General features: G+C 32.1%; 23 protein-coding genes and 1 pseudogene. 15 read left to right on the forward strand and 9 right to left on the reverse strand.

All coding sequences use genetic code 11. The annotated features are described in order from the left end of the window. Positions 1 to 167 precede the first annotated feature (167 nt). The 3 genes and pseudogenes from B7R67_RS14270 to B7R67_RS14280 form a co-directional block, all read right to left on the reverse strand. The gene (locus B7R67_RS14270; RefSeq protein WP_088071512.1) at positions 168 to 1,112 is read right to left on the reverse strand and encodes a nucleoside hydrolase; all 945 of its coding nucleotides are present in this window, start codon (positions 1,110 to 1,112) and stop codon (positions 168 to 170) included. A 407-nt stretch (positions 1,113 to 1,519) separates the two neighbouring features. After that, positions 1,520 to 1,741: pseudogene (locus B7R67_RS14275) on the reverse strand (nucleoside hydrolase); the annotation flags it as partial. A 189-nt stretch (positions 1,742 to 1,930) separates the two neighbouring features. After that, positions 1,931 to 2,269, reverse strand: coding sequence for a winged helix-turn-helix transcriptional regulator (locus B7R67_RS14280; RefSeq protein WP_088071516.1), 339 nt, complete (start codon positions 2,267 to 2,269; stop codon positions 1,931 to 1,933). Positions 2,270 to 2,473: 204 nt separating this feature from the next. Between B7R67_RS14280 and B7R67_RS14285 the strand changes: the two genes are divergently transcribed. Further along, positions 2,474 to 3,022: an NAD(P)H-dependent oxidoreductase gene (locus B7R67_RS14285; RefSeq protein WP_088071518.1), complete on the forward strand. Its 549-nt coding sequence runs from the start codon at positions 2,474 to 2,476 to the stop codon at positions 3,020 to 3,022. 218 nt (positions 3,023 to 3,240) lie between these two features. On the opposite strand, the gene B7R67_RS14290 is transcribed toward B7R67_RS14285, so the two are convergent. Further along, positions 3,241 to 3,654, reverse strand: a complete 414-nt coding sequence (locus B7R67_RS14290) for a VOC family protein (protein ID WP_208615657.1) — start codon at positions 3,652 to 3,654, stop codon at positions 3,241 to 3,243. 467 nt (positions 3,655 to 4,121) lie between these two features. On the opposite strand from B7R67_RS14290, the gene B7R67_RS14295 reads away from it, so the two are divergent. The 4 genes from B7R67_RS14295 (at position 4,122) to B7R67_RS14310 (ending at position 7,437) form a co-directional block, all read left to right on the forward strand. Then, the gene (locus B7R67_RS14295) at positions 4,122 to 4,817 is read left to right on the forward strand and encodes a response regulator transcription factor (protein WP_088071520.1); all 696 of its coding nucleotides are present in this window, start codon (positions 4,122 to 4,124) and stop codon (positions 4,815 to 4,817) included. Continuing rightward, entirely contained in the window at positions 4,810 to 5,898 is a 1,089-nt protein-coding gene (locus tag B7R67_RS14300) for a HAMP domain-containing sensor histidine kinase (RefSeq protein ID WP_088071569.1), read from the forward strand. Before B7R67_RS14295 ends, B7R67_RS14300 begins: the two co-directional genes overlap by 8 nt. A 125-nt stretch (positions 5,899 to 6,023) precedes the next feature. Then, positions 6,024 to 6,911, forward strand: coding sequence for a VanY-A/VanY-F/VanY-M family D-Ala-D-Ala carboxypeptidase (gene vanY, locus B7R67_RS14305; protein ID WP_088071522.1), 888 nt, complete (start codon positions 6,024 to 6,026; stop codon positions 6,909 to 6,911). A 28-nt stretch (positions 6,912 to 6,939) separates the two neighbouring features. Further along, on the forward strand, positions 6,940 to 7,437 hold the full coding sequence (locus B7R67_RS14310) for a VanZ family protein (RefSeq protein ID WP_167374913.1): 498 nt from the start codon (positions 6,940 to 6,942) through the stop codon (positions 7,435 to 7,437). Positions 7,438 to 7,596: 159 nt separating this feature from the next. Here B7R67_RS14310 and B7R67_RS14315 read toward each other — a convergent pair whose 3' ends face one another. Next, the gene (locus tag B7R67_RS14315) at positions 7,597 to 8,337 is read right to left on the reverse strand and encodes an SDR family NAD(P)-dependent oxidoreductase (protein WP_088071525.1); all 741 of its coding nucleotides are present in this window, start codon (positions 8,335 to 8,337) and stop codon (positions 7,597 to 7,599) included. A gap of 126 nt (positions 8,338 to 8,463) precedes the next feature. On the opposite strand from B7R67_RS14315, the gene B7R67_RS14320 reads away from it, so the two are divergent. After that, positions 8,464 to 9,306, forward strand: coding sequence for a LysR family transcriptional regulator (locus tag B7R67_RS14320; protein WP_088071526.1), 843 nt, complete (start codon positions 8,464 to 8,466; stop codon positions 9,304 to 9,306). A gap of 139 nt (positions 9,307 to 9,445) precedes the next feature. Here B7R67_RS14320 and B7R67_RS14325 read toward each other — a convergent pair whose 3' ends face one another. Then, the gene (locus B7R67_RS14325) at positions 9,446 to 10,372 is read right to left on the reverse strand and encodes a DMT family transporter (protein WP_088071528.1); all 927 of its coding nucleotides are present in this window, start codon (positions 10,370 to 10,372) and stop codon (positions 9,446 to 9,448) included. 119 nt (positions 10,373 to 10,491) lie between these two features. Here B7R67_RS14325 and pdxR point away from each other — a divergent pair, with 119 nt between their 5' ends. The 5 genes from pdxR to B7R67_RS14345 all read left to right on the forward strand — a co-directional run bounded on the left by pdxR (position 10,492) and on the right by B7R67_RS14345 (position 14,556). After that, positions 10,492 to 11,895: a MocR-like pyridoxine biosynthesis transcription factor PdxR gene (pdxR, locus tag B7R67_RS14330; RefSeq protein WP_088071530.1), complete on the forward strand. Its 1,404-nt coding sequence runs from the start codon at positions 10,492 to 10,494 to the stop codon at positions 11,893 to 11,895. Positions 11,896 to 12,198: 303 nt separating this feature from the next. After that, positions 12,199 to 12,834, forward strand: coding sequence for a pentapeptide repeat-containing protein (locus B7R67_RS14335; protein WP_088071532.1), 636 nt, complete (start codon positions 12,199 to 12,201; stop codon positions 12,832 to 12,834). A 221-nt stretch (positions 12,835 to 13,055) separates the two neighbouring features. Then, positions 13,056 to 13,232 carry a hypothetical protein gene (locus tag B7R67_RS22185; protein WP_158095114.1) on the forward strand — a complete coding sequence of 59 codons (177 nt, stop codon included), beginning with the start codon at positions 13,056 to 13,058 and terminating at the stop codon, positions 13,230 to 13,232. Between the two features lie 315 nt (positions 13,233 to 13,547). Further along, positions 13,548 to 13,901 carry a DUF6054 family protein gene (locus B7R67_RS14340; protein ID WP_088071535.1) on the forward strand — a complete coding sequence of 118 codons (354 nt, stop codon included), beginning with the start codon at positions 13,548 to 13,550 and terminating at the stop codon, positions 13,899 to 13,901. Between the two features lie 79 nt (positions 13,902 to 13,980). After that, positions 13,981 to 14,556: a TMEM175 family protein gene (locus B7R67_RS14345; RefSeq protein WP_088071537.1), complete on the forward strand. Its 576-nt coding sequence runs from the start codon at positions 13,981 to 13,983 to the stop codon at positions 14,554 to 14,556. Between the two features lie 122 nt (positions 14,557 to 14,678). Here the strand turns inward: B7R67_RS14345 and B7R67_RS14350 are convergent, their stop codons facing one another. After that, on the reverse strand, positions 14,679 to 15,365 hold the full coding sequence (locus tag B7R67_RS14350) for a VanZ family protein (protein ID WP_142289568.1): 687 nt from the start codon (positions 15,363 to 15,365) through the stop codon (positions 14,679 to 14,681). Positions 15,366 to 15,429: 64 nt separating this feature from the next. Continuing rightward, entirely contained in the window at positions 15,430 to 15,582 is a 153-nt protein-coding gene (locus tag B7R67_RS22190; protein WP_158095115.1) for a hypothetical protein, read from the reverse strand. A 339-nt stretch (positions 15,583 to 15,921) separates the two neighbouring features. Here B7R67_RS22190 and B7R67_RS14355 point away from each other — a divergent pair, with 339 nt between their 5' ends. The 3 genes from B7R67_RS14355 to B7R67_RS14365 all read left to right on the forward strand — a co-directional run bounded on the left by B7R67_RS14355 (position 15,922) and on the right by B7R67_RS14365 (position 18,760). After that, complete coding sequence (locus B7R67_RS14355) at positions 15,922 to 16,485, forward strand: histidine phosphatase family protein (protein WP_088071538.1); 564 nt, start codon at positions 15,922 to 15,924, stop codon at positions 16,483 to 16,485. Between the two features lie 81 nt (positions 16,486 to 16,566). Beyond that, a complete protein-coding gene (locus B7R67_RS14360; protein WP_088071540.1) occupies positions 16,567 to 17,067 on the forward strand; it encodes a GNAT family N-acetyltransferase in 501 nt (166 codons plus the stop codon). 262 nt (positions 17,068 to 17,329) lie between these two features. Beyond that, complete coding sequence (locus B7R67_RS14365; RefSeq protein WP_088071575.1) at positions 17,330 to 18,760, forward strand: flavin monoamine oxidase family protein; 1,431 nt, start codon at positions 17,330 to 17,332, stop codon at positions 18,758 to 18,760. 116 nt (positions 18,761 to 18,876) lie between these two features. On the opposite strand, the gene B7R67_RS14370 is transcribed toward B7R67_RS14365, so the two are convergent. Continuing rightward, entirely contained in the window at positions 18,877 to 19,221 is a 345-nt protein-coding gene (locus B7R67_RS14370) for a hypothetical protein (RefSeq protein ID WP_088071542.1), read from the reverse strand. Between the two features lie 444 nt (positions 19,222 to 19,665). Between B7R67_RS14370 and B7R67_RS14375 the strand changes: the two genes are divergently transcribed. Next, positions 19,666 to 20,064 (forward strand): NUDIX hydrolase, encoded by a 399-nt coding sequence (locus B7R67_RS14375; protein ID WP_088071544.1) that lies wholly within the window; start codon positions 19,666 to 19,668, stop codon positions 20,062 to 20,064. Positions 20,065 to 20,081 lie beyond the last annotated feature (17 nt).

The following is a 20,081-nucleotide window of genomic DNA, read 5'->3' on the forward strand; positions in this document are numbered from 1 at the left end:
TAGTTCAATAAAAAAAAGAACCAACTGAATTGGTCCCTAATAATGTTGACAAGTAATTTCTACCTATGCGTGTAAATACTAAGTGAAAATAAATATCCAAATAAACAAATTCGAACCGCTAAAGAACATCTTTTAATTTGATTATATTCTCTATTAAAAATTCCAAACTAGAATTTCTCTCCAGTCATAGTTGACATAAAATCCTTATAAAACCCTTCATAATCTAAGCCTACTGCAATATGTTGTTGTGGTCTCCCATCAAATTTCTCAGTGGTATCTGTTACACGAAAATCTGCAATACTTTGACCTCTGGCCACATCTGTTGAATCAATTAAAACAGCAGATTGATAGAATGTAAATAGATCGCTACGAATGACTGCCATGAGAGTTACCGCATCATGAACTGGACTTCCTTGTATGCCGGGTACCTTCTTTTGATAAAAGTTGAAATAATAGTAATCTAATAGTGGCTTTACAAGATCAGTTTTCCCTTTAGAATGAATATAATTGACCATTGCAGGAGTGACGATGGCATGTTGGGTTACATTTAAGGGGAAAATATATGCCCCTTTTACATATTTCATAACAATATTAGCAGCTATCGGATCTCCATGAAAATTCGCTTCTGCAATTGGTGTAACATTCCCAGGATATAGAAAGGCCCCACCCATGATATAGTAAGAATTTACACTCTTCATTAGATCTTCGTATAAGATAAACAGAGTAGCTAGCGAGGTTAACCTCCCAGTATTTACAATAATTAGTTCATGTTTATACTGTTCAATCAAATTAATAACTTCACAAAAATTTTCTAAGTTCTCAAACTCTAAACCTGGATCGATTGGACCTAAACCAAACGGACCATGTATATCAAGGTAAAAGGTCGGGACCTCTCCGGTCATTGGATTCTCAGCACCTCCATAGACTTTAACATATTCCTTTTTTGACCTCTTAAGTAAAAAACGAACATTTCTAGTTGTTTCTTTTTTAGATACATTTCCATAATCCGCCACAATCCCAATTACATCAATCGCTTCTGTTAATCGTGCATAAACTAAAGCGATCGCATCGTCAATTCCTACATCACCGAAGAATAACACTTTCTTTCCCATTAACTTAGCTCCTTTTATATTAAAACTTCGGAACATTACTTTTAATTATTTATTCCTTTGATGTAATGGTATGTTGTTATCTATTTGAAAAGTATAAAAACACATTATATTTTCACTTCAGATTTATTGAACAACAAAAAGGGACGGAATATCCGTCCCTTTCAGACTGCTCGTCAAACGCTAGCTTTCTTTGTTACTTCGCCTGCCTGTGGTGCTCATTACCGTCTAAGGTAACTCAGCTCCTCGCCAGGCTTCATGCCTCGAAAGACAAACGTTTTCAATCAGTCTGAAAATCAGCTAGATAGAACTTTGTCTATACAATGAAAGGGACGGAATATCCGTCCCTTTAAATAGTTTATTTAATTTATACAAAACCTATAAACTTAACCCGAATCTCTTAAAAGGACCTCTCCGGTCATTGGATTCTCAGCACCTCCATAGACTTTAACATATTCCTTTTTTGACCTCTTAAGTAAAAAACGAACATTTCTAGTTGTTTCTTTTTTAGATACATTTCCATAATCCGCCACAATCCCAATTACATCAATCGCTTCTGTTAATCGTGCATAAACTAAAGCGATCGCATCGTCAATTCCTACATCACCGAAGAATAACACTTTCTTTCCCATTAACTTAGCTCCTTTTATATTAAAACTTCGGAACATTACTTTTAATTATTTATTCCTTTGATGTAATGGTATGTTGTTATCTATTTGAAAAGTATAAAAACACATTATATTTTCACTTCAGATTTATTGAACAACAAAAAGGGACGGAATATCCGTCCCTTTAAATAGTTTATTTAATTTATACAAAACCTATAAACTTAACCCGAATCTCTTTAATTCAATAAAAATACTTTCCAATTGTTTTCCTTTTTCTGTTAACGTATATTCCACACGAGGAGGTACTTCAGGATATACAGTTCTCTCTAGTAAGCCATGATTCTCTAATTCTTTTAGTCTGAGTGATAGTGTTTTCGGACTAACCCCATCCAATGATTTTAATAAGTTACTGAATCGGAGCGTTCCTCCAATAAGGAGATCCCGAATAATTAAAAAAGTCCATTTTGTACCAATCACATCTAGAGTTTTGGCAATAGGACAAGGTACGCCAGGTGTTCCTTTAGTTAATTCAATTGGTTTAATACTGTTCAAAGTAAACTCCTCCAAAAAAATTTTTTGAATGATTAGGATTATTGTAGCAAAAAAGTATCTTTTCGGAAACTATATGAAATAAATATCACTACTTCCGAAAAGATACTTTTGGTGATATTAATATTAATGTGACCTGAATGATTAGATTGTAGTGGGAAATTCATGGGCATAAAAAAATACTAAATTATTGGAGATGGATAAAAAATGAAAAATATACTTATCATTAATGGACACCAAAAAATTCGTGGAGGGGGGAAATTGAATCAAACTTTAGTAGATAATATGGTAAGTCTGCTTAACGAAAAAAATAATGTGAAAACAACGACTATACAAAATGGATATGACGTTAAGGAAGAACAACAAAAGTTTATTTGGGCCGATGTTGTCATTTTCCAAACACCGATCTATTGGTTCAGTATTCCTGGATTATTAAAATCATACATGGATGAAGTGTATGGGTATGGCATATTCTTTGAAGGTTCTGAGCAATACGGAAAAGGTGGATTATTAACAGGTAAAACATACATGTTTTCTACAACTTGGAATGCCCCAGAAAAAGCTTTTAATGATCCAACGCAGTTTTTTAAAGGTGAAAGCCTTGAAGGAACACTAAGTCATTTACATCGTGTACACCAATTTCTTGGAATGCAACCTTTAAAAAGCTTTGCATGCTTCGATGTCGTGAAGAATCCGAACATCGAAAAGTATGTATCAGAGCTTAGTGCACATTTGAATGGGGTAATTGGTTTATAAGAAATAGATTAAACAATATTGAGTATAAGTGGATGTATTAATTTGGAAACAACTTTTAATCGATAGTATTTCTGTGAGAATTGATTATTTTCAGTCGGTTCTATAGATCACACCTGAATCCCGGTCCTGCATTGTCCGGGATTCAGTATATTTTAGATAGCTTGCTAAAATAGATAATTTAAAAATTTACCCGCCGAATGTTTAAGATTTTCTTAACACTAATGCCAAGTAACACCAAAGTAATCGGTAACCCAAGTTACCTTACTAAAATCAAACATTTCTACTGGCCCCATGAGCACTTGCCCGTCACCCTTCAATCCGTCAAAAATTAAATCGAACTCCGCATCATTTTTGCATTCTATGTAAAAAGATACAGCCCAAGTAAATTCAGGACAGGATTCTTTTTCCATATCTAAAACCATAAAAGTCTGTCCTAAAATTTCAATGATGCCATTCAGGATTTTCCCCTCTACACCTCGATCAGCTTTCGTATTTCTTCGAAGTGAAACGAGTTTTGAATTTGGGAATATACGGACATAATAATTCATTGCTTCCTCCGCATTGCCGCAAAACGTAAGAAATGGAGTAATTCTTTGCTCTGATATAACCGGTATGACTTCTTCAGCTGGCATTTTAAAGCCCTCCTCATTTTGAACTTAAATTTTCTCCTAATAAAAGAACAAGGTATTCCTGAGCTACTATCAATTTTTTGATGATTGTTAAACATTTTACATCAACTTACGCATGTAATCATTATATAGTGTATCATTTAGGTTGATGTTTACTCTTAGCTCAATTGAAGGTCAATCCCGTTCAACTAACTTCATCAGTTTTTCTTAATTAATGCGATTGAAGTAATCTAATAAATTGATGTCGACTACTCAAAGACTGTTTCTGTCTGGTTTCCCTATTTTCGCTGTCGCTTGATTGGCTCAATTATTAGTGAACCTAAAGGGCCATATTCTTGAAGAAGTAAAGGAAATAATAGAAAATAAGATAGTAATCTTAATTAAGTCAACTTAGCTAGCTGAAACTTATAAGAAATATTCGTTAGGATATTCATCCACTGAATGGAACGATAAAAATAGGAGGGGAATAGATGAGACCTATATCTATTTTAATAGCGGATGATGAACAGGAGATTGCTGATCTGATAGCCATCCATATAGAGAAAGAGGGGTACCATGTTATAAAAGTTTCTGATGGACAAGAAGCGCTACATGTTATCCAGTCACAATCAATTGATTTGCTTATTTTAGATATTATGATGCCAAAAATAGATGGATATGAACTAACTAGCCTTATTCGAAAGCAATATAATATGCCTATCATATTTTTAAGTGCCAAAACTTCTGATTTCGATAAGGTTCAAGGTCTAGTGATTGGTGCAGATGATTATATGACTAAACCGTTTACCCCAATTGAATTGGTGGCACGTGTAAACGCTCAATTAAGACGCTTTATGAAGCTAAATCAACCCCAAAATCTTCATAATTCTACACTAGAATTTGGCGGTTTGGTTATTTCACATGAGCAACGTACTGTTACTTTATATGGTAAAAATATAGAGTTAACTCCTAAAGAGTTTGATATTTTGTATTTGCTGTCCAGTCATCCAAAGAAGGTATACAGTGTAGAAAATATCTTCCAACAAGTTTGGGGAGAGGCATATTATAATAGTGGAAATACCGTAATGGTGCATATACGTACTTTACGTAGAAAATTGACAGATGATGTAGGAAAAAATAAATGGATCAAAACTGTGTGGGGCGTTGGGTATGCATTCAATGATTAAGATGATCCGTAGTTTTCGCTCCATGATGGTATTATTATTTGGCTTAAGTATGTTTCTGTCAGGAATCATAACCTACTTAATCTTTAAGGGACTCCAATTTTATTATCATACATATGTCCAATTCGGTGAAACACTGTTTTTTTATCGTCAATTTTTGAACAATATTGGCGATATTAATTTCTTTTTACTGATATTTATTCCACTTTCATTCCTATTTTTTTATTTACTTACTAAGCCTTATTCGATGTATTTCAAAGAGATTTCCACTGGTATTCGTTATCTTGCTCAGGGGGATTTTTCATACCGTGTCAAAATAAAATCAAATGATGAATTTGAAAGTATTGCTCAAGATATAAATCAGGCGAGTGAAAAGTTAAAAGAAGCTATAGAAAGAGGAGATTTCTCGGAGAGTAGCAAGGAACAGTTAGTAGTAAATTTAGCACATGATTTACGAACGCCTTTGACCTCTGTTTTAGGATATTTGGATTTAATTCTTTCAGAAAGAGATTTGACAAAAGAACAAGTTAGACATTTTTTAACAATTGCCTTTACAAAATCTCGACGTTTAGAAAAGCTTATTGATGAATTGTTTGAAATAACTAGAATGAATTATGGTATGCTTCCAGTTGAAAAAAAACAAGTTAATATAAGTGAGTTGCTTTTTCAGTTAAATGAAGAATTATTTCCAATCTTCGAAAAAAATCATTTGACAGTCCGTATGAATATTTCACCGAATTTACTAATGTTAGGTGACGGAGACTTGTTGGCACGTGTGTTTGAAAATATTCTGACCAATGCAAATTATTATGGATATGATGGTCAATTTATCGATATAAATGGCTTTTTTGATTCTGAAGAAGTGGTTGTCCAGATAATGAATTATGGAGATTATATACCTGAAGAAGACCTGCCACATTTGTTCGATATGTTTTATACAGGTGACAAGGCAAGAACTGATCAAAAAGATAGTACAGGTTTAGGTCTATTTATTGCAAAGAACATTGTAGAGCAGCATAACGGAAAGATTCGTGTTGAAAGTAATTTAATTCGAACAATGTTTGAAGTCCGTTTACCTCAGTAAATTGGACAAAATGTTTAAGTGTACGATCCAATTATAGTTTTAAGAAAAATTTAAGATTTACCCCACTCTTTTTTTAAATAGTTTTTCCTATCTTAGTACATATAAGATTAAGGAGGAAACTGAAAATGAAGAAGTGGTTTTTTTTATTGTTATTATTGTGCGTAAGTTATCCCTTCGTAAATAAAGCAATGTTCTTTCAAGATAAAGTAGATATTCAAAAATATAATAAAAATGACAAAGATAACATAAAAAATATAGGGTCCCCCTTAAGTATCAAAAAAATAGAGATTGCAAAAGAACAGATTTATCAAGGAAATCTGCTCCTAATCAACAGTAAATATCCTATTCGCCATGAGAGTGTGAAATCCGATATCGTTAATTTATCTAAACATAAGGAATTAATAAATGGATACGGTTTGAATAATACAAATATTTATCTGTCAAAAGGAATAGCAGAAAAATTTTCAGTGATGATCAATGATGCTTTAAAGGAAGGGGTTAGTCAATTTTTTATTAATAGTGGCTATCGTGACTTTGATGAACAAAGCATGCTTTACCAAGAAAAAGGGGCTAATTATGCCTTGCCGGCTGGATATAGTGAACATAATTCAGGATTATCACTTGATGTAGGATCAAGCGTAACGAAAATGGATCGAGCACCCGAGGGAAAGTGGCTGAAAGAAAACGCCTGGAAATACGGCTTTATATTACGTTATCCAAAGGATAAAACTGATGTTACAGGAATTCAATATGAACCGTGGCATATCCGCTATGTTGGTTTCCCTCACAGTGCGATTATGAAAGAAAAGAATTTCGCTCTAGAAGAATATATGAATTTTTTGAAGGAACAGAAGTCTATTACGACTACAATAGACCACCAAGTCTACAAAATCTTTTACTATCCTATCTCTCAAAATACAGCGATTAATGTGCCTGTGAATGAACAGTATGATATTTCAGGCAACAATATAGATGGTGTAATTGTGACAGTTTATTCAGGTAAGCGGGACTAAGTTCTGACTAGAAATTGGAGGAGAAATATTGGAAAACAAAAAAATGACATTCACATTATTCATTATTTATCTGTTAGCACTTATTTGGATCGTTCTTTTTAAATTACAGTTTTCGATTGATCACATAGATAGAGTGCGAATCATTAATCTAATTCCACTTAATGGGAATGCCTCTTCTGAGGTGTATAACAATATAAGGATTTTTGTACCTTTTGGTATCTTTATTTGCATGTTGAAAAGTAAGTGGTCTTTTATGACTAAGCTTTTTTCAATTATTAGTCTCACTCTGGCATTTGAGATTATACAATACGTTTTAGCAATTGGGCGAAGTGATATTACTGATGTATTTGCCAATACACTTGGAGGGATCATTGGTATTGGTATTTATGGACTATTATTTAAGATTCTAAAACAAAGGACGAATAAATTAATAAATTTATTTGCTTTAGTGTTAACTTTTTGTACATTATTTTTTATTATCTTTATATTTAAAAGGCATGGTATTACGCTCCCAAAAAAGGCCTAGCTTAAATGTAATTAGAATAATATGAAACGAGTGCATGTCGTTAAATAGACTAGAAGATTAATGAAGGCGACTATAAAGTTACATAAGTTGATGGATTATACAGGAACTGCTAAAAAGGCAACGTACTATAAAAGGAACGTTGCCTATTTTTATTGAATTTTAGAGTGTTTGACCATTATCAATTGTAAAAACTTGGCCGGTGATCGATTCATGAGTCAGTTGAAAAAGAATAGCCTCCGCAATTTCATCCGGTGTTGAAATTTTCTTAAGGGGTAAATTGCCAGCAAGCTGAAACATCTTTTCTTCATTGCCAGACCACCATCTTGTATCAACTGCACCAGGTGATATGCAATTCACTCTGATATAAGGTGCTAGGGCGATCGCTAATGATCTTGTCATTGTATGAATTGCCGATTTAGTTGCTGCATATGGGATTGATGAGCCTATTCCGGTCATTCCTGCCACACTACCAATATTAACAATTGCACCTGATTGTTGCTTCTTCATATATGGGGCAACTGCCTTGATACAATGAAACATACCTTTCACATTTACGCTAAAAAGGGAATCCCATACTTCTTCTGTTACAGCGTCTAAATCATCCATTGCGATCTGGGCCGTAATACTCGCATTATTTACTAAACCATCTACCTTCCCAAAAGTTGTAATCGTGTGGGAAACTAAATCATTTACTTCTTTTTCAATCGCCACATCCGCTTTAAAAGCAATTGCTGCTCCACCAATTTTTGTGATCTCATTGACAACTTCGACAGCTTCTTTTTCAGAACGATTATAATTAATAACAACCTTTGCACCTTGATCTGATAGCTTTAATGCTGTTGCCCTTCCCACACCAGTGCCGCCGCCAGTTATTAGGACAACTTTATCTTTTAATCTCATTCTAAATCCTCCTCACTTTGTTTGATTTAATATTCTCTATTATATTTTTAATGATTTGAAGAGTATAATATTTAATAGTTATATAGGTATCATTTTAAATGATAGCAATGGGAGGAATGTTATTTATTGGAAAGTCATGATTTGTGGATTTTTAAACATGTTGCGGAGTTACAATCAGTTTCGAAAGCCGCAGAAAAACTAGGCTATGTACAACCCAATGTTAGTCAGCGAATTAAAAGCTTAGAAATTGAATTAGGCGTTAGATTATTTATCCGAAATAATAGAGGAGTAAATTTGACTGATGAGGGGAAGGTTTTACTTGAATATACAAATCAAATTGTACTATTAATGGATGAAGCAAAATCATTAATTAATCCTAAAAAATGGAGGGAATCTTTAACAATAGGTGCTCCCCAAACGATTTCTGCAATTAGAATTCCTCAGTTGTTTTCTTCTTTTCTGAAAGAACATAAAAATATTGATGTAAAATTAAGAACGAGTAATAATGAAAAGTTGCAAGAAATGCTTTCCTTTGGAGAACTCGATGGTGCTTTTATAAATGAAACACATAATAATACACAGTTCGAAACTGTTTATAGTTATTTTGAAAAAATCGTACTTATATCACCTAAACTGAATACTTTTGAAAAGAACAATGGCCAAACGTTAATTATTAATAGTGATCTAAATTGTATATACAGAAATAAAATACTAGCTTTTTCTAAGGATAATAATTTTCATGATCCAAATATTATAGAATTAGATTCGCTTGAATCAATTATTCAAGCAGTTCACGACGGAATTGGTATGAGCATAATACCAGCAGATATTGCAAATAACCGAAAAGAATTACAAACAATCCAATTTAAAGAACTAAATGAAAGAATTAAGATAGACTTTATAATTAAACAAAGAAAGCAGCAACCTCAAAGTTTAAAAAAATTTATTCATTTTTTAGAGAAAACATAATTAGGAATATTTGAATGAAGAAAAAAGAAGGATAGATTAGGCAGAAATTTTTTCTGTTGATCTATCCTTCTTTTTTCACTTATAATTTGTGCATTTTAAAAAATCATCATCTTAGAATGATCTCTGTTGAGACTAGTCCTTAAATTTGTTCCGTTGTGAATGTAGGTGCTGAATCTTTCTTTGGCATTGTTAAAAAAATAACAGCGATAACGATACATACACTACCTAGTAGTTGGTATACTCCGAAAGATTCCTTTAGCCATGTAATGGAAACAATAGTTGCTACAAGTGGCTCAATACTCGATAAAATACTAGTCTCCGTTGCTGATAAATGTTTTAGACTACCAATGTAGAGAACGAAAGAAAGTGTTCCAATCAGAATAATTAAAATCAGCATAGAGAATGTTGACAACGTAAAGGTATGAGAAAGTTGTTTCCATTCAAAAGAACGATTCGAAATAAATAATGTAATACCCCCGATTAGCATACCCCAGCCAATAATAAGTGTCGCCCCCCATTGTTTAATAAGGGAAGCTGGGTGAAGTGTATAGAAAGTAAAACCAATAGCTGTTAACAGTCCGAATAAAATAGTTTCCTTCGACAACACAATACTATGGGCTGAACCATTTGTAATAATAAAGTATGTGCCTATCAGAGCAGTTATAATAGCTAGTACTTGCATAGTAGAAGGAAGTTTTCTAAGCTGTATTGCAACATAAATCGTAATGAGAACTGGCCCTAAAAATTGGAATAGAGTAGCGGTAACAGCATTGCTAATATACACTGTTTCGATAAAAGCATATTGTGCGCCAAGCATTCCGAGAATTGAGAAAATAATAAGTTGTAAAAGATGGTGTGGGTGTCGCCAAATACGAAATATATTTTGTTTTTTTATTAGCAAGAAACATAAAATAAAGACCCCAGCAAGTAATAGTCGAATCACTAAATAGTCGATAGATGATATTGCTGTATGTTGAAAAAACCACTGAATCAATGGTCCTGATAATCCCCATAATGTAGCTCCTGTAATAATCATAATAAGTCCAAGACGTCTGCTGTTTTGCATGAAAATGATACTCCTTTCAAAGGTTGATTTCTTAAGATTTTGATGATAAAAGTAATTATATAGAACTTCTGATACCATAATAAGTATCAATAATTCGATTTTTGAAGGGGTCAGATTTCATGTTAGAGTTAACACCAAATTTGAGTATGGAGAAAAAAATCCCGTTGTATGTACAGTTGTATGAATATATAAAAGCAGAAATAAGAAGTGGGAATATCCCTCCTTTGACGAAACTTCCTGCAAAAAGAAAGTTAGCAATACATTTAGAAGTAAGTAAAAATACAGTCGAAACGGCTTACGAACAACTTTTGGCAGAAGGGTATATTGAATCGATTTCACGTAAGGGGTATTTTGTATGTGAAATTGAACAAATGATGCACATAGGGAAAAAAAGAGGTGTCGTTGAAGAAGTATTGTACAGTGAACAGAAATATAAATATGATTTTACTCAAACGGGGGTAGATGCAAAGACCTTTCCATTCTCTGTATATCGGAAAATTTCAAATGAGGTTTGGCAGCTAGAAAATAAGGACCTTCTATTTCTCGGTCATCCTCAAGGTGAATTGAGCTTGCGTGAAGAGATTGCGAAATATTTATACGAATCAAGAGGTGTGAATTGTTCAGCGAGTCAAATTGTAATTGGGGCAGGAACACAATTTTTAATAAGAATGCTGTTTCAGTTACTAAAGGGAGGACATTTTGCAGTAGAAAATCCAGGATATCATCGCAAGTTAGTTGTCTTTGAGAAGGGGGAAGAAAATGTTCAAATGCTCCCTCTTGATGAAGATGGGATTTGTATGGAAGATTTAGAAGCTAGCAATGCGAATATTGTGTTCGTAACCCCATCTCATCAATTTCCCTGTGGAATGATTATGCCAATTAAAAGAAGGTTGCAACTATTACAATGGGCACAAGGGGAGTATGGACGTTATATTATTGAAGATGATTATGATAGTGAATTTCGTTACTCTGGAAAACCGATTCCAGCATTGCAGGGTCTTGATACAGAGGGAAATGTAATTTACATGGGTACATTTTCAAAAGCTTTGCTCCCATCATTAAGAATGAGTTACATGGTTCTGCCAAAAAAACTAATTGAATTGTATCAAGAACAATATTTATTCTACACACAAAGTGTTTCAAGAATCGATCAAGAAATTATTAGAAGATTTTTAAACGAAGGACATTGGGAAAAACATATTCAAAAAATGCGCGTTGTTTACAGGAAAAAGAGAGATACTCTTGTTTCGTCGATCGAAAAGTACTTCTCTAATAAGGTGGAAGTGATAGGAGAAGATTCTGGCTTACATATTTTATTAAAGGTCCACAATGGAATGTTAGAAGAAGAGTTAATAAAAAGTGCGGCCTTAAATAGTATAAAAGTATATCCAGTTTCAATGTACTATAGTAAAGGGAACAAGCCGAAAAATACAGTTTTACTTGGGTTTGCTATTTTATCAGAGGCTGAGATTGAAGAAGCAATTCAATTGTTATATAGTGCATGGTTTCAAAATATAAAATGATAGTAAAGTAGAAAAGGGAGACAAGTTAAGAATCCTATTTATAGAAAAAAGAACTTAAACTGCCTTTTACAAAAGTTAACCTGATAAGTGAGTATTAAATGATTGGACTAAAATGATGTAAAAATTAAATGCTGCTAAATTGCGGCTTTTTTTGTTCATTAGGAAAAGAACAATTAATCAAGGTATTTTGGACACAAACCATATAAAATTAAAAGTCTTTTTTTAAAACCAAATATTCTTTAAAGTTATGAGTAGTTAATCTGCAGGATTAAGTTCCATACTTATTTAAAGAGAGGAATCACTATGAAAATCGAAACGCCAAATATCCCAACTAAATTACTATCTAAAAATTTTTATGATATTTTTTATGAAGAGGATCCTGAATTAGGAATGTGTGAAATCAATGGCTCTACTTTTGAAAATGAGGTAGTAGATAGAGTCTTTTTATATAAGATGGTAATCAAAAATTGTAAATTCACAAATACAGATTTTAGAAATATAAGTATAACAGATGTATATTTTGAAAACTGTGATCTGTCAAATTGCAATTTAAGTAATTCCTCCATTCATAAAGTTATTTTTAAAAATTGTAAGTTATTAGGTGCAAATTTTTCGGAATCTAGCATAGGGAATGTACAGTTTGAAGATTCTGTTTTAAATTTGTCACTTTTCGGAAATTCAAAACTAGAAAAAGTAATCTTTCGAGACTCTGTTCTAAAAAGTGCTGATTTTTTTGATTGTAAATTAAAGAAAGTTGATTTTAATAGATGCAATATTGATGGAGCAAATTTTGATCAAACATCCCTCAATGGAATAGATATTAGTTCTTCTACTTTTAATGAATTAGTAGTTTCAATAAATATTTTAAAAGGCTGCAAAGTGTCATCAAATCAAGCAGTTCAATTTGCAACATTGATGGGACTTAAGATTGTAGATTAGATTAGGTATACGAATAATTATAGTACCGGTTAAATGAACTATGCGTTTATTGTAAATCATGAACTGTCAATGGCAGTTCATTTTTTATTGAGCTCATTAGAAGGTTAGTTGAATCGCAATGATAGAAAATTAATCGTTGATGGGAATAACCGTTTCAAAAAAGAATAAATATTACCATATAGAAAAGGAAATAGAGATTAAGTTGAAATGGGAGTTGGGGTATGAAAGAGAGGACAGAAAAAAGATTTAATGTTCAAGCTGGTTCTAAAGGTGCAATGACTTTTGGTTCTGCTTTAGCGATTACAATATCTTGGAGTATTCATAAATCAGTTCTCTGGGCAATAATTCACGGGTTCTTTAGTTGGTTCTACGTTATTTATTATGTCTTAACTAGGTAAGACTTTTGGGCAAATTACATAATTATAAGGGGCTTGATCCAGGAGGATTCAGCCTTTTTTTTGTATGTTGATGAAATTCATTGAACTTAAAGAACAAATAATTAAATTTATGAGATTCCAGACTAACTATAATTAATACGATAAACAGTATGTAAGAAATTACAATGGAACTATTTTATTAGTTATTTCATAAGATTATCCTTTGGAAGTTTATTTGAATATAAAGGACTCTTTGATTCGTAGATTGAATAAATAGAAAGGAGTTTCCTAAGTATTCGGTAGTCAGCTTTTTAACTTACAGGAGGATATCATTAAATGAAACATTATTTAGAATTTATTATAGATGTGAAGCCCATCGAAGCAGTGAAACTTATTTTTAAAGATAGAGAACTAAAGACCAATCTTATTTTTGAAGATTGTAAAGTTATTGAGTCCGAAGAGAAAGAGATTGCTATATTAGTGTTTGAAAAATTCTTCTTTCGAAACAATAGTACTGCCACATTGACAGTTACTATTGATAACTTTAGTGGAGCGACATTTGTTAAATGTATATCTTCGGGAAATGGAGAAGGACTTTTTGACATTGGTTGGGGAGCAGGAAAAAGTTTTATTAATTCATTAAGAAAAAATCTAGAATCAAACATTTTACAAATAATTTTGGAAAATTAATTTTTAAGTGCAAGTAAATGGTTTATGATTAAATATGAAATAATAAAACTAAAAGACTAAAACTAATAGGGTGTTAACAATGAATAAAAATCGTTTAGAAGCATTTAGTGACGGGGTACTTGCTATTATCATAACAATTATGGTCCTAGAAATTAAGATACCTCATAGCGCTAACATACAAGACTTACTAAAAATTTTACCAACTTTTCTAAGTTATTTACTTAGCTTCATTTATGTAGGGATCTATTGGAACAATCATCATCATATGATACATACTTTGCAAAAAGTGTCAGGACCAATTATGTGGGCAAATCTTCATTTACTTTTCTGGTTGTCTTTAATTCCTTTCGCTTCTGGTTGGATGGGGGAAAACCATTATAAGCCTTATCCTACAATGCTTTATGGAATAATTCTTTTAATGGCAGCTATAGCTTACTTTATCTTACAAGGGGTAATAATTAAGGTAGAGGGAAAAAACTCGAAGTTAAATCAGGCTGTAGGGAATGACTGGAAAGGAAAAGCTTCAATAGTTTGCTATCTTGCTGCAGTTTGCACATCTTTGAAGTGGCCTTGGTTTGCTCAAGTAATTTTTGTATTTGTTGCAATTATGTGGTTGTTACCAGATCGTCGAATAGAGAAAGTTATGCATAGCTAGTACTCTTTATTAGTTTACTAGTTGATTAAACTATAAATAGAAAAAAGATCGATATTTAAGTCGATCTTTTTTTATTTTGCTGCGGAACTATGTTCTATACCAAATTGTTAGTTAAAAATGAATCATGATCTTTTATCATGGATCGATACTTGGAAATTTTTTTTCTTAAAACTAAAAAACGTTTCAATCTTTACCCAGATAAAATAACAACCAACTCCTATAACAGCGCCGATTGTATTTAAAAGAACATCATCTACATCCAAACTTCTTCCCATTCCTAAATTAAACACCAATGCTAATATACTTTGTAAGAACTGAATCAGCTCAATTCCAATCGTACAGAGAAAAGAATACCATATAGCTTGTTTATTACTCTTTGCCCACTTAAAATAAAGCATTGCAAAAGCAAGTGGCGTAAGCATAATCGTATTTCCAGCAATTTGAAATAAAGAGGAAGGATTGTATCTTAGCACATCAATGATCCCTTTTATCGGCACTAAATTTACAGAGTTACTGATGTATTTTAAGGTTTCTACTGAGTAATGTAAGTCATCCAAGAAGAACAAAAAATGAATTGTATTAAAGTACAGTATGCAAAAATAAATTGAAAAACTTAGCCCAATTAACCAATCCAAAGCATTTTGTAATTTTGTCCGTTTTAAAAGGAAAATCATACAGACTAAGAGTATTGATAGATTCATCAAAACTTCTAAAATTGAAGACATGTAAGAATGTATATTTCTGAAATAAAACAAAAGACTGTTTCCGTACAAGATAAGTGGTATACCTAGCAATATGTATTTCTTCATAAAACTCTCCTAATCATTCGATCACTTTAATAGTATCCAAGTGTATTGTTGAACTTTGATCATATTAATAGTTTTCCTTTTTTTGAAGTAATTCGATAATTTTATCTAGTTGTTCTTCTTGTCTTTTATAGTAAGATGAAATTCTCTTAAATAGCGCCGTCAGACCATAACTAAGGCTAACAATAACTATTGTAAATAAAAAGATAGATAAAAACATTACTAGTCCTCCTCGATTTAATAAACTTAAACATTCGTTTCTGACAGAAAAGTCACATGGACCAATAATAAATATTCGATCATTTTAAGTAGAATATATTATATAATAAAAATGGTAATTAATTCCAATGATGATTTTTAGAAATAGTGAAATATGACTAAACAAATCTACGAAACTGAAATGGATTTACTAGTTTTGTAACAAATAAACCTGACTAAAAAAAAGATAAAAGTTTATCCAACTACGAATGCATTAGTTAAAAAAACTTAACTACTGATTTTCATACAGTTCCCATTTCACTGACCAGTTTAGGGGACAAATTTACAGGGGGGAGAATTATTGAACACGTTTATTTATATGGTGAGGCATGGTGATTCGCCAAAGGAAGGTTATGAAAGAACGAGAGGATTAACTGCACAAGGTTATTTTGATGCCCAAAGAGTAACTGCAATATTACAGGAAGAAGAAATTGATGTTGTCATTTCAAGTCCTTACACGCGTTCAATTTTAACTGTTGAACAGATCGCTCAACAAATTGGTCAAAGAGTTTTAGTGATTGAGGACTTAAAAGAGAAAAAGTTTTCCTCTGTTGACATAAGAGTATCTGATAAAGAATTGGTGCCACTGTTGGAAAAATCATTTTCAGCACCTAATTTTGCATTAGAGGGTGGAGAATCTAATGCTGAGTGTCAAAAAAGAGCTGTCAAAGTTTTAAAAGAACTATTAAAAAATTATAAAGGTAAAAAAGTAGTTATAGGTTCTCATGGAGCTGTTATGACTTTGATGATGGGGTATTACTGTAGCAACTATGACTTAAGTTTTTTATATAGCACATCTAAACCAGATATTTATAGAATGGAATTCAAAGATCAAGAATTAATTGATGTTCAAAGATTATGGTGAGTTAATATAGGCGTTAATGAATTTACTATTAATATATTAATTGGTTAAAACAAGTAATTAACTATTAAGGGGATGGGTTGTTTGTTTGAAACACAGAGATGTCTTATTAATACTTTTCAAAAATTTGATTATGATGAAGTTAAGTTATTATATATGAATCAAGAAGTAAGGAATTTTCTTGGTGGAATACGTGAAGAAGATTCAATCATTGAAGTTTTAAACGAAATGCTTCATTCAAATAAAGATTCTTATTATTGGGTTGTTAGAGAGAAACGAACAGAAGCTTTTATAGGATTAGTGTCTCTTACACCACATCACGATGGTCTTTATCTGGAAGTTTCTTATCAATTTTCACCAAATTGGTGGGGAGCTGGATTTGCAACTGAAGTTGTTCAAGAAATAATAAATTTTGCTATATGTGAATTGAAGCTTACCAAAGTCGTTGCCGAAACCCAAACAGCAAATATTTCATCTTGCAAGCTTCTAGAGAAATTAGGTATGAAACTTGAAAGAAAAGTTATACGTTTTGGAGCAGAGCAAGCAATTTATTCCTTTGATTCGAATGTAGTAACTAATTTTTAAAATTTACTTCATCTAAAGCATAGTCTTGAGATTGATTTGCTGTTATGAAAGTATAAATTGACAGCGGTGTAGAAACCTCGATATTGTTGCCAAAACTAGCCTATGTCTTTGCAAAGGCTCGCCAATCAGCGAGTGGGGTATTTCACAAAGACCTCAAAAATAGATAGATAAATTCTACTTTTTCTTTAAATTGAATAGTGTTTAATGATAGTCTATTTTTTTTTAGATGAGGTGGTAACCTTTGGTTCAAGAAATCCTTTCAATGGAGCAAATGATCGATATCATCCATACAGGGTTAACTAAGACAAATTCTCCAAAACGAGTAATAATAATTGGTGGTGGGCTTTCTGGTTTAGTCGGTGCATCACTTTTAAAGGAAGCAGGACATCAAGTAACTATTTTAGAGGCAAACAGAAGAATCGGTGGAAGGATCTATACAAAGAGGGAGCCATTTCTTAATTACCAGTATACTGAACTTGGCGCAATGCGTATTCCTTCAAGCCATCTTTTAACATTTGCATTAATAAAAAAATTTAATCTACAAGTAAACGAATTTATTAATAGTACGCCAAATGATTTAATTTACGTTAATAATGTATTAACAAATCAAAAAACTTACGATACAAATCCAGATATATTAAATTATCCCGTTGCCGAGCATGAAAAGGGAAAAACTGCAGAAGAGTTACTCAAATCTGCAATTGGTCCTGTCATTGAGTTTATTAATCAAGATCCAACAAATAATTGGGATATTATTATTAATAAGTTTGATCAATACTCGATGGACAATTTTTTAAGAAATAATCCTGTTGGGAATTCTTTGTCAACGGGGGCAATTGATATGATAAAGACAATGATTGGTATAGAAGGTTTTCCGGAATTAGGATTTACAGCAATATTACGAGAAGTAATTGTACTTTTAACCCCAAATCTTAAACTATATGAAATAACCGGTGGAACGGATTTCCTTGTGAGAGCATTTTTACCCCAATTGAGGGAGAATATTCTCCTAAATGAAAGGGTAACTAAAATTACACAAGAAGATAAGGTAATAATCTATACAGAAAATGAAGTACTTAACAGGCAGAGACAATATGAGTGTGATTATGTTATTTCAACAATCCCTTATTCTTTATTTAACTTTGTAGATATTCAGCCATATGAGTCATTTTCCTATGATAAATGGAAAGTTATTAGAGAGTTACATTACGCAGATTCAACTAAAATAGCGATCCAGTTTAAAACGAAATTTTGGGAAAAGTTTGGCTTATTTGGTGGTAAATTAACAACGGATTTACCAATTAAATTTTCTTATTTTCCTAGTCATGATTTTGGTGAGAAAACAGGGGTAATTTTAGCAAGTTATACTTGGGAGGACGATGCTACGATTTGGGAAAGTATGAAAAATAATACTCGCATTGATAAGGCTTTAGCTAATCTTTCAATGATTTTTGGTGATGTGGTTTATAAAGAATTTCTAGTAGGGTATTCGCAAAGTTGGATGCAGTTTCCATTTTCAGGTGGAGCATTTGTTATGTATAAACCAAATCAAAAAAGAGAACTTGGCCCTTTTGTTAACAATCCCGAAGGAAGAGTTCATTTTGGAGGTTCTCATGCATCTTCTACTCCTGGATGGATGCAAGGGGCAATTGAATCAGGAATTCGTACGGCTTATGAAGTTAATAGTTTATAAATTTTATCTAACTTAACTTAATGTTAATCATTACTTTGTTGAACTTTTTAGTCATAGAATTGGTTCTTTTTTCGGGACTAATTTGAAGACTAGCTAAAAAACAAAGGGTATGTTTATTATTGAAAATTACTTTTTAACCTAGTTCCAACAAAGGATATTAAAAGTATATAAATAGGATAAAAAAATAAAAAAAACATTATTATCAATCCTGCTCCAAAATTATCATCATTTATATGATTGTTTGGAAACAAGAATCCTGTTAGTACAATGAAAATAACGAAATATGGAAACCATAATTTACAATCTAATAATGTCTTTGTTAGCCAAGGTATTATAACAGTCAAAGAAATAACCCCTAATAGACCTTGAATGTGTTCGCCTCTAATTAATGAGTTGATAAAAATGAACGCAAGTAAACCGTAAATTGCACTCGCTGCGTTAAGCTTTAAAAGGTACTTCATTAGATACAACTCCAATTCTATAAGGTATGCAACTACTCCATTCACCTGCAAATGTTAAATACTTTCTATTAAATGATTTCTACTTATATCCAATTTTCCCCTTTTATTTAATATCAGTACCCGCGTTTTAAAAAGTAAGTGTTGTTAGCTCAAAAAGAAATACAAATTGATTTTAATTTAATGGCTTAATACGCCTATTAGTTGGATATGAATTTCAAATTAAAAAAGGAAAAGAATGGATTATTATAGAACCTCCTATATATTACATATATGTAGGAGGTTCTTTCGTGTCTGATTTTAAAAATATCAATGTTGAAAATATAAACATTGTCGATAATTACGGTGGTTGGGGGAGGATTAGCCATCTTGGTATTAAAAGATGATTAGTTTAATTCAACTGGGCAACTGCTACTAGTGAAACGTAAAAAATATGAGGTGATTCTTTTGAGTAATAGGCCAAGAGCATTTGCAGCAATAATTGAAAATGAAAATATCTTAATGGTTCATATGATAAAGGGAGAGAAGAACTATTGGACATTACCAGGAGGAGGACTTGAAAACGAAGAGACATTTGAAGAAGCTGTAATCCGTGAAGTGCAAGAAGAAGTAAATTTAAAGGTCAAAATTATTAAACATTTATATACAAATAGTTATGAACTTGGAGTTGAGAAGTGTTACTTGGCACAAATAGTTGAACAAAATTCAACACCTGTTTTAGGATTTGATCCCGAATTACCGTTAGATCAGCAAGAATTACAAGAAATAAAGTGGCATCCGATTAAAGAAGTAGCAGAGGATATTCAAGTTGCTAAAGTAATTAATGCATTAGGATTGGAAGTTTAAAGCAATTTATGTGTTTG

The organism is Gottfriedia luciferensis, assembly GCF_002156865.1.
Lineage (GTDB): Bacteria > Bacillota > Bacilli > Bacillales > Bacillaceae_G > Gottfriedia > Gottfriedia luciferensis.

What these genes read in the sequence shown, in the direction of transcription:
- B7R67_RS22190 (WP_158095115.1), bottom strand. Translation starts at nt 15,582, where the DNA reads ATGTTTTTATCTATCTTTTTATTTACAATAGTTATTGTTAGCCTTAGT.
- B7R67_RS14270 (WP_088071512.1), bottom strand. Translation starts at nt 1,112, where the DNA reads ATGGGAAAGAAAGTGTTATTCTTCGGTGATGTAGGAATTGACGATGCG.
- B7R67_RS14365 (WP_088071575.1), top strand. Translation starts at nt 17,330, where the DNA reads ATGGAGCAAATGATCGATATCATCCATACAGGGTTAACTAAGACAAAT.
- B7R67_RS14315 (WP_088071525.1), bottom strand. Translation starts at nt 8,337, where the DNA reads ATGAGATTAAAAGATAAAGTTGTCCTAATAACTGGCGGCGGCACTGGT.
- vanY (WP_088071522.1), top strand. Translation starts at nt 6,024, where the DNA reads ATGAAGAAGTGGTTTTTTTTATTGTTATTATTGTGCGTAAGTTATCCC.
- B7R67_RS14290 (WP_208615657.1), bottom strand. Translation starts at nt 3,654, where the DNA reads ATGCCAGCTGAAGAAGTCATACCGGTTATATCAGAGCAAAGAATTACT.
- B7R67_RS14285 (WP_088071518.1), top strand. Translation starts at nt 2,474, where the DNA reads ATGAAAAATATACTTATCATTAATGGACACCAAAAAATTCGTGGAGGG.
- B7R67_RS14345 (WP_088071537.1), top strand. Translation starts at nt 13,981, where the DNA reads ATGAATAAAAATCGTTTAGAAGCATTTAGTGACGGGGTACTTGCTATT.
- B7R67_RS14340 (WP_088071535.1), top strand. Translation starts at nt 13,548, where the DNA reads ATGAAACATTATTTAGAATTTATTATAGATGTGAAGCCCATCGAAGCA.
- B7R67_RS14335 (WP_088071532.1), top strand. Translation starts at nt 12,199, where the DNA reads ATGAAAATCGAAACGCCAAATATCCCAACTAAATTACTATCTAAAAAT.
- B7R67_RS22185 (WP_158095114.1), top strand. Translation starts at nt 13,056, where the DNA reads ATGAAAGAGAGGACAGAAAAAAGATTTAATGTTCAAGCTGGTTCTAAA.
- B7R67_RS14325 (WP_088071528.1), bottom strand. Translation starts at nt 10,372, where the DNA reads ATGCAAAACAGCAGACGTCTTGGACTTATTATGATTATTACAGGAGCT.
- B7R67_RS14300 (WP_088071569.1), top strand. Translation starts at nt 4,810, where the DNA reads ATGATTAAGATGATCCGTAGTTTTCGCTCCATGATGGTATTATTATTT.
- pdxR (WP_088071530.1), top strand. Translation starts at nt 10,492, where the DNA reads ATGTTAGAGTTAACACCAAATTTGAGTATGGAGAAAAAAATCCCGTTG.
- B7R67_RS14350 (WP_142289568.1), bottom strand. Translation starts at nt 15,365, where the DNA reads ATGAAGAAATACATATTGCTAGGTATACCACTTATCTTGTACGGAAAC.
- B7R67_RS14295 (WP_088071520.1), top strand. Translation starts at nt 4,122, where the DNA reads ATGAGACCTATATCTATTTTAATAGCGGATGATGAACAGGAGATTGCT.
- B7R67_RS14370 (WP_088071542.1), bottom strand. Translation starts at nt 19,221, where the DNA reads ATGAAGTACCTTTTAAAGCTTAACGCAGCGAGTGCAATTTACGGTTTA.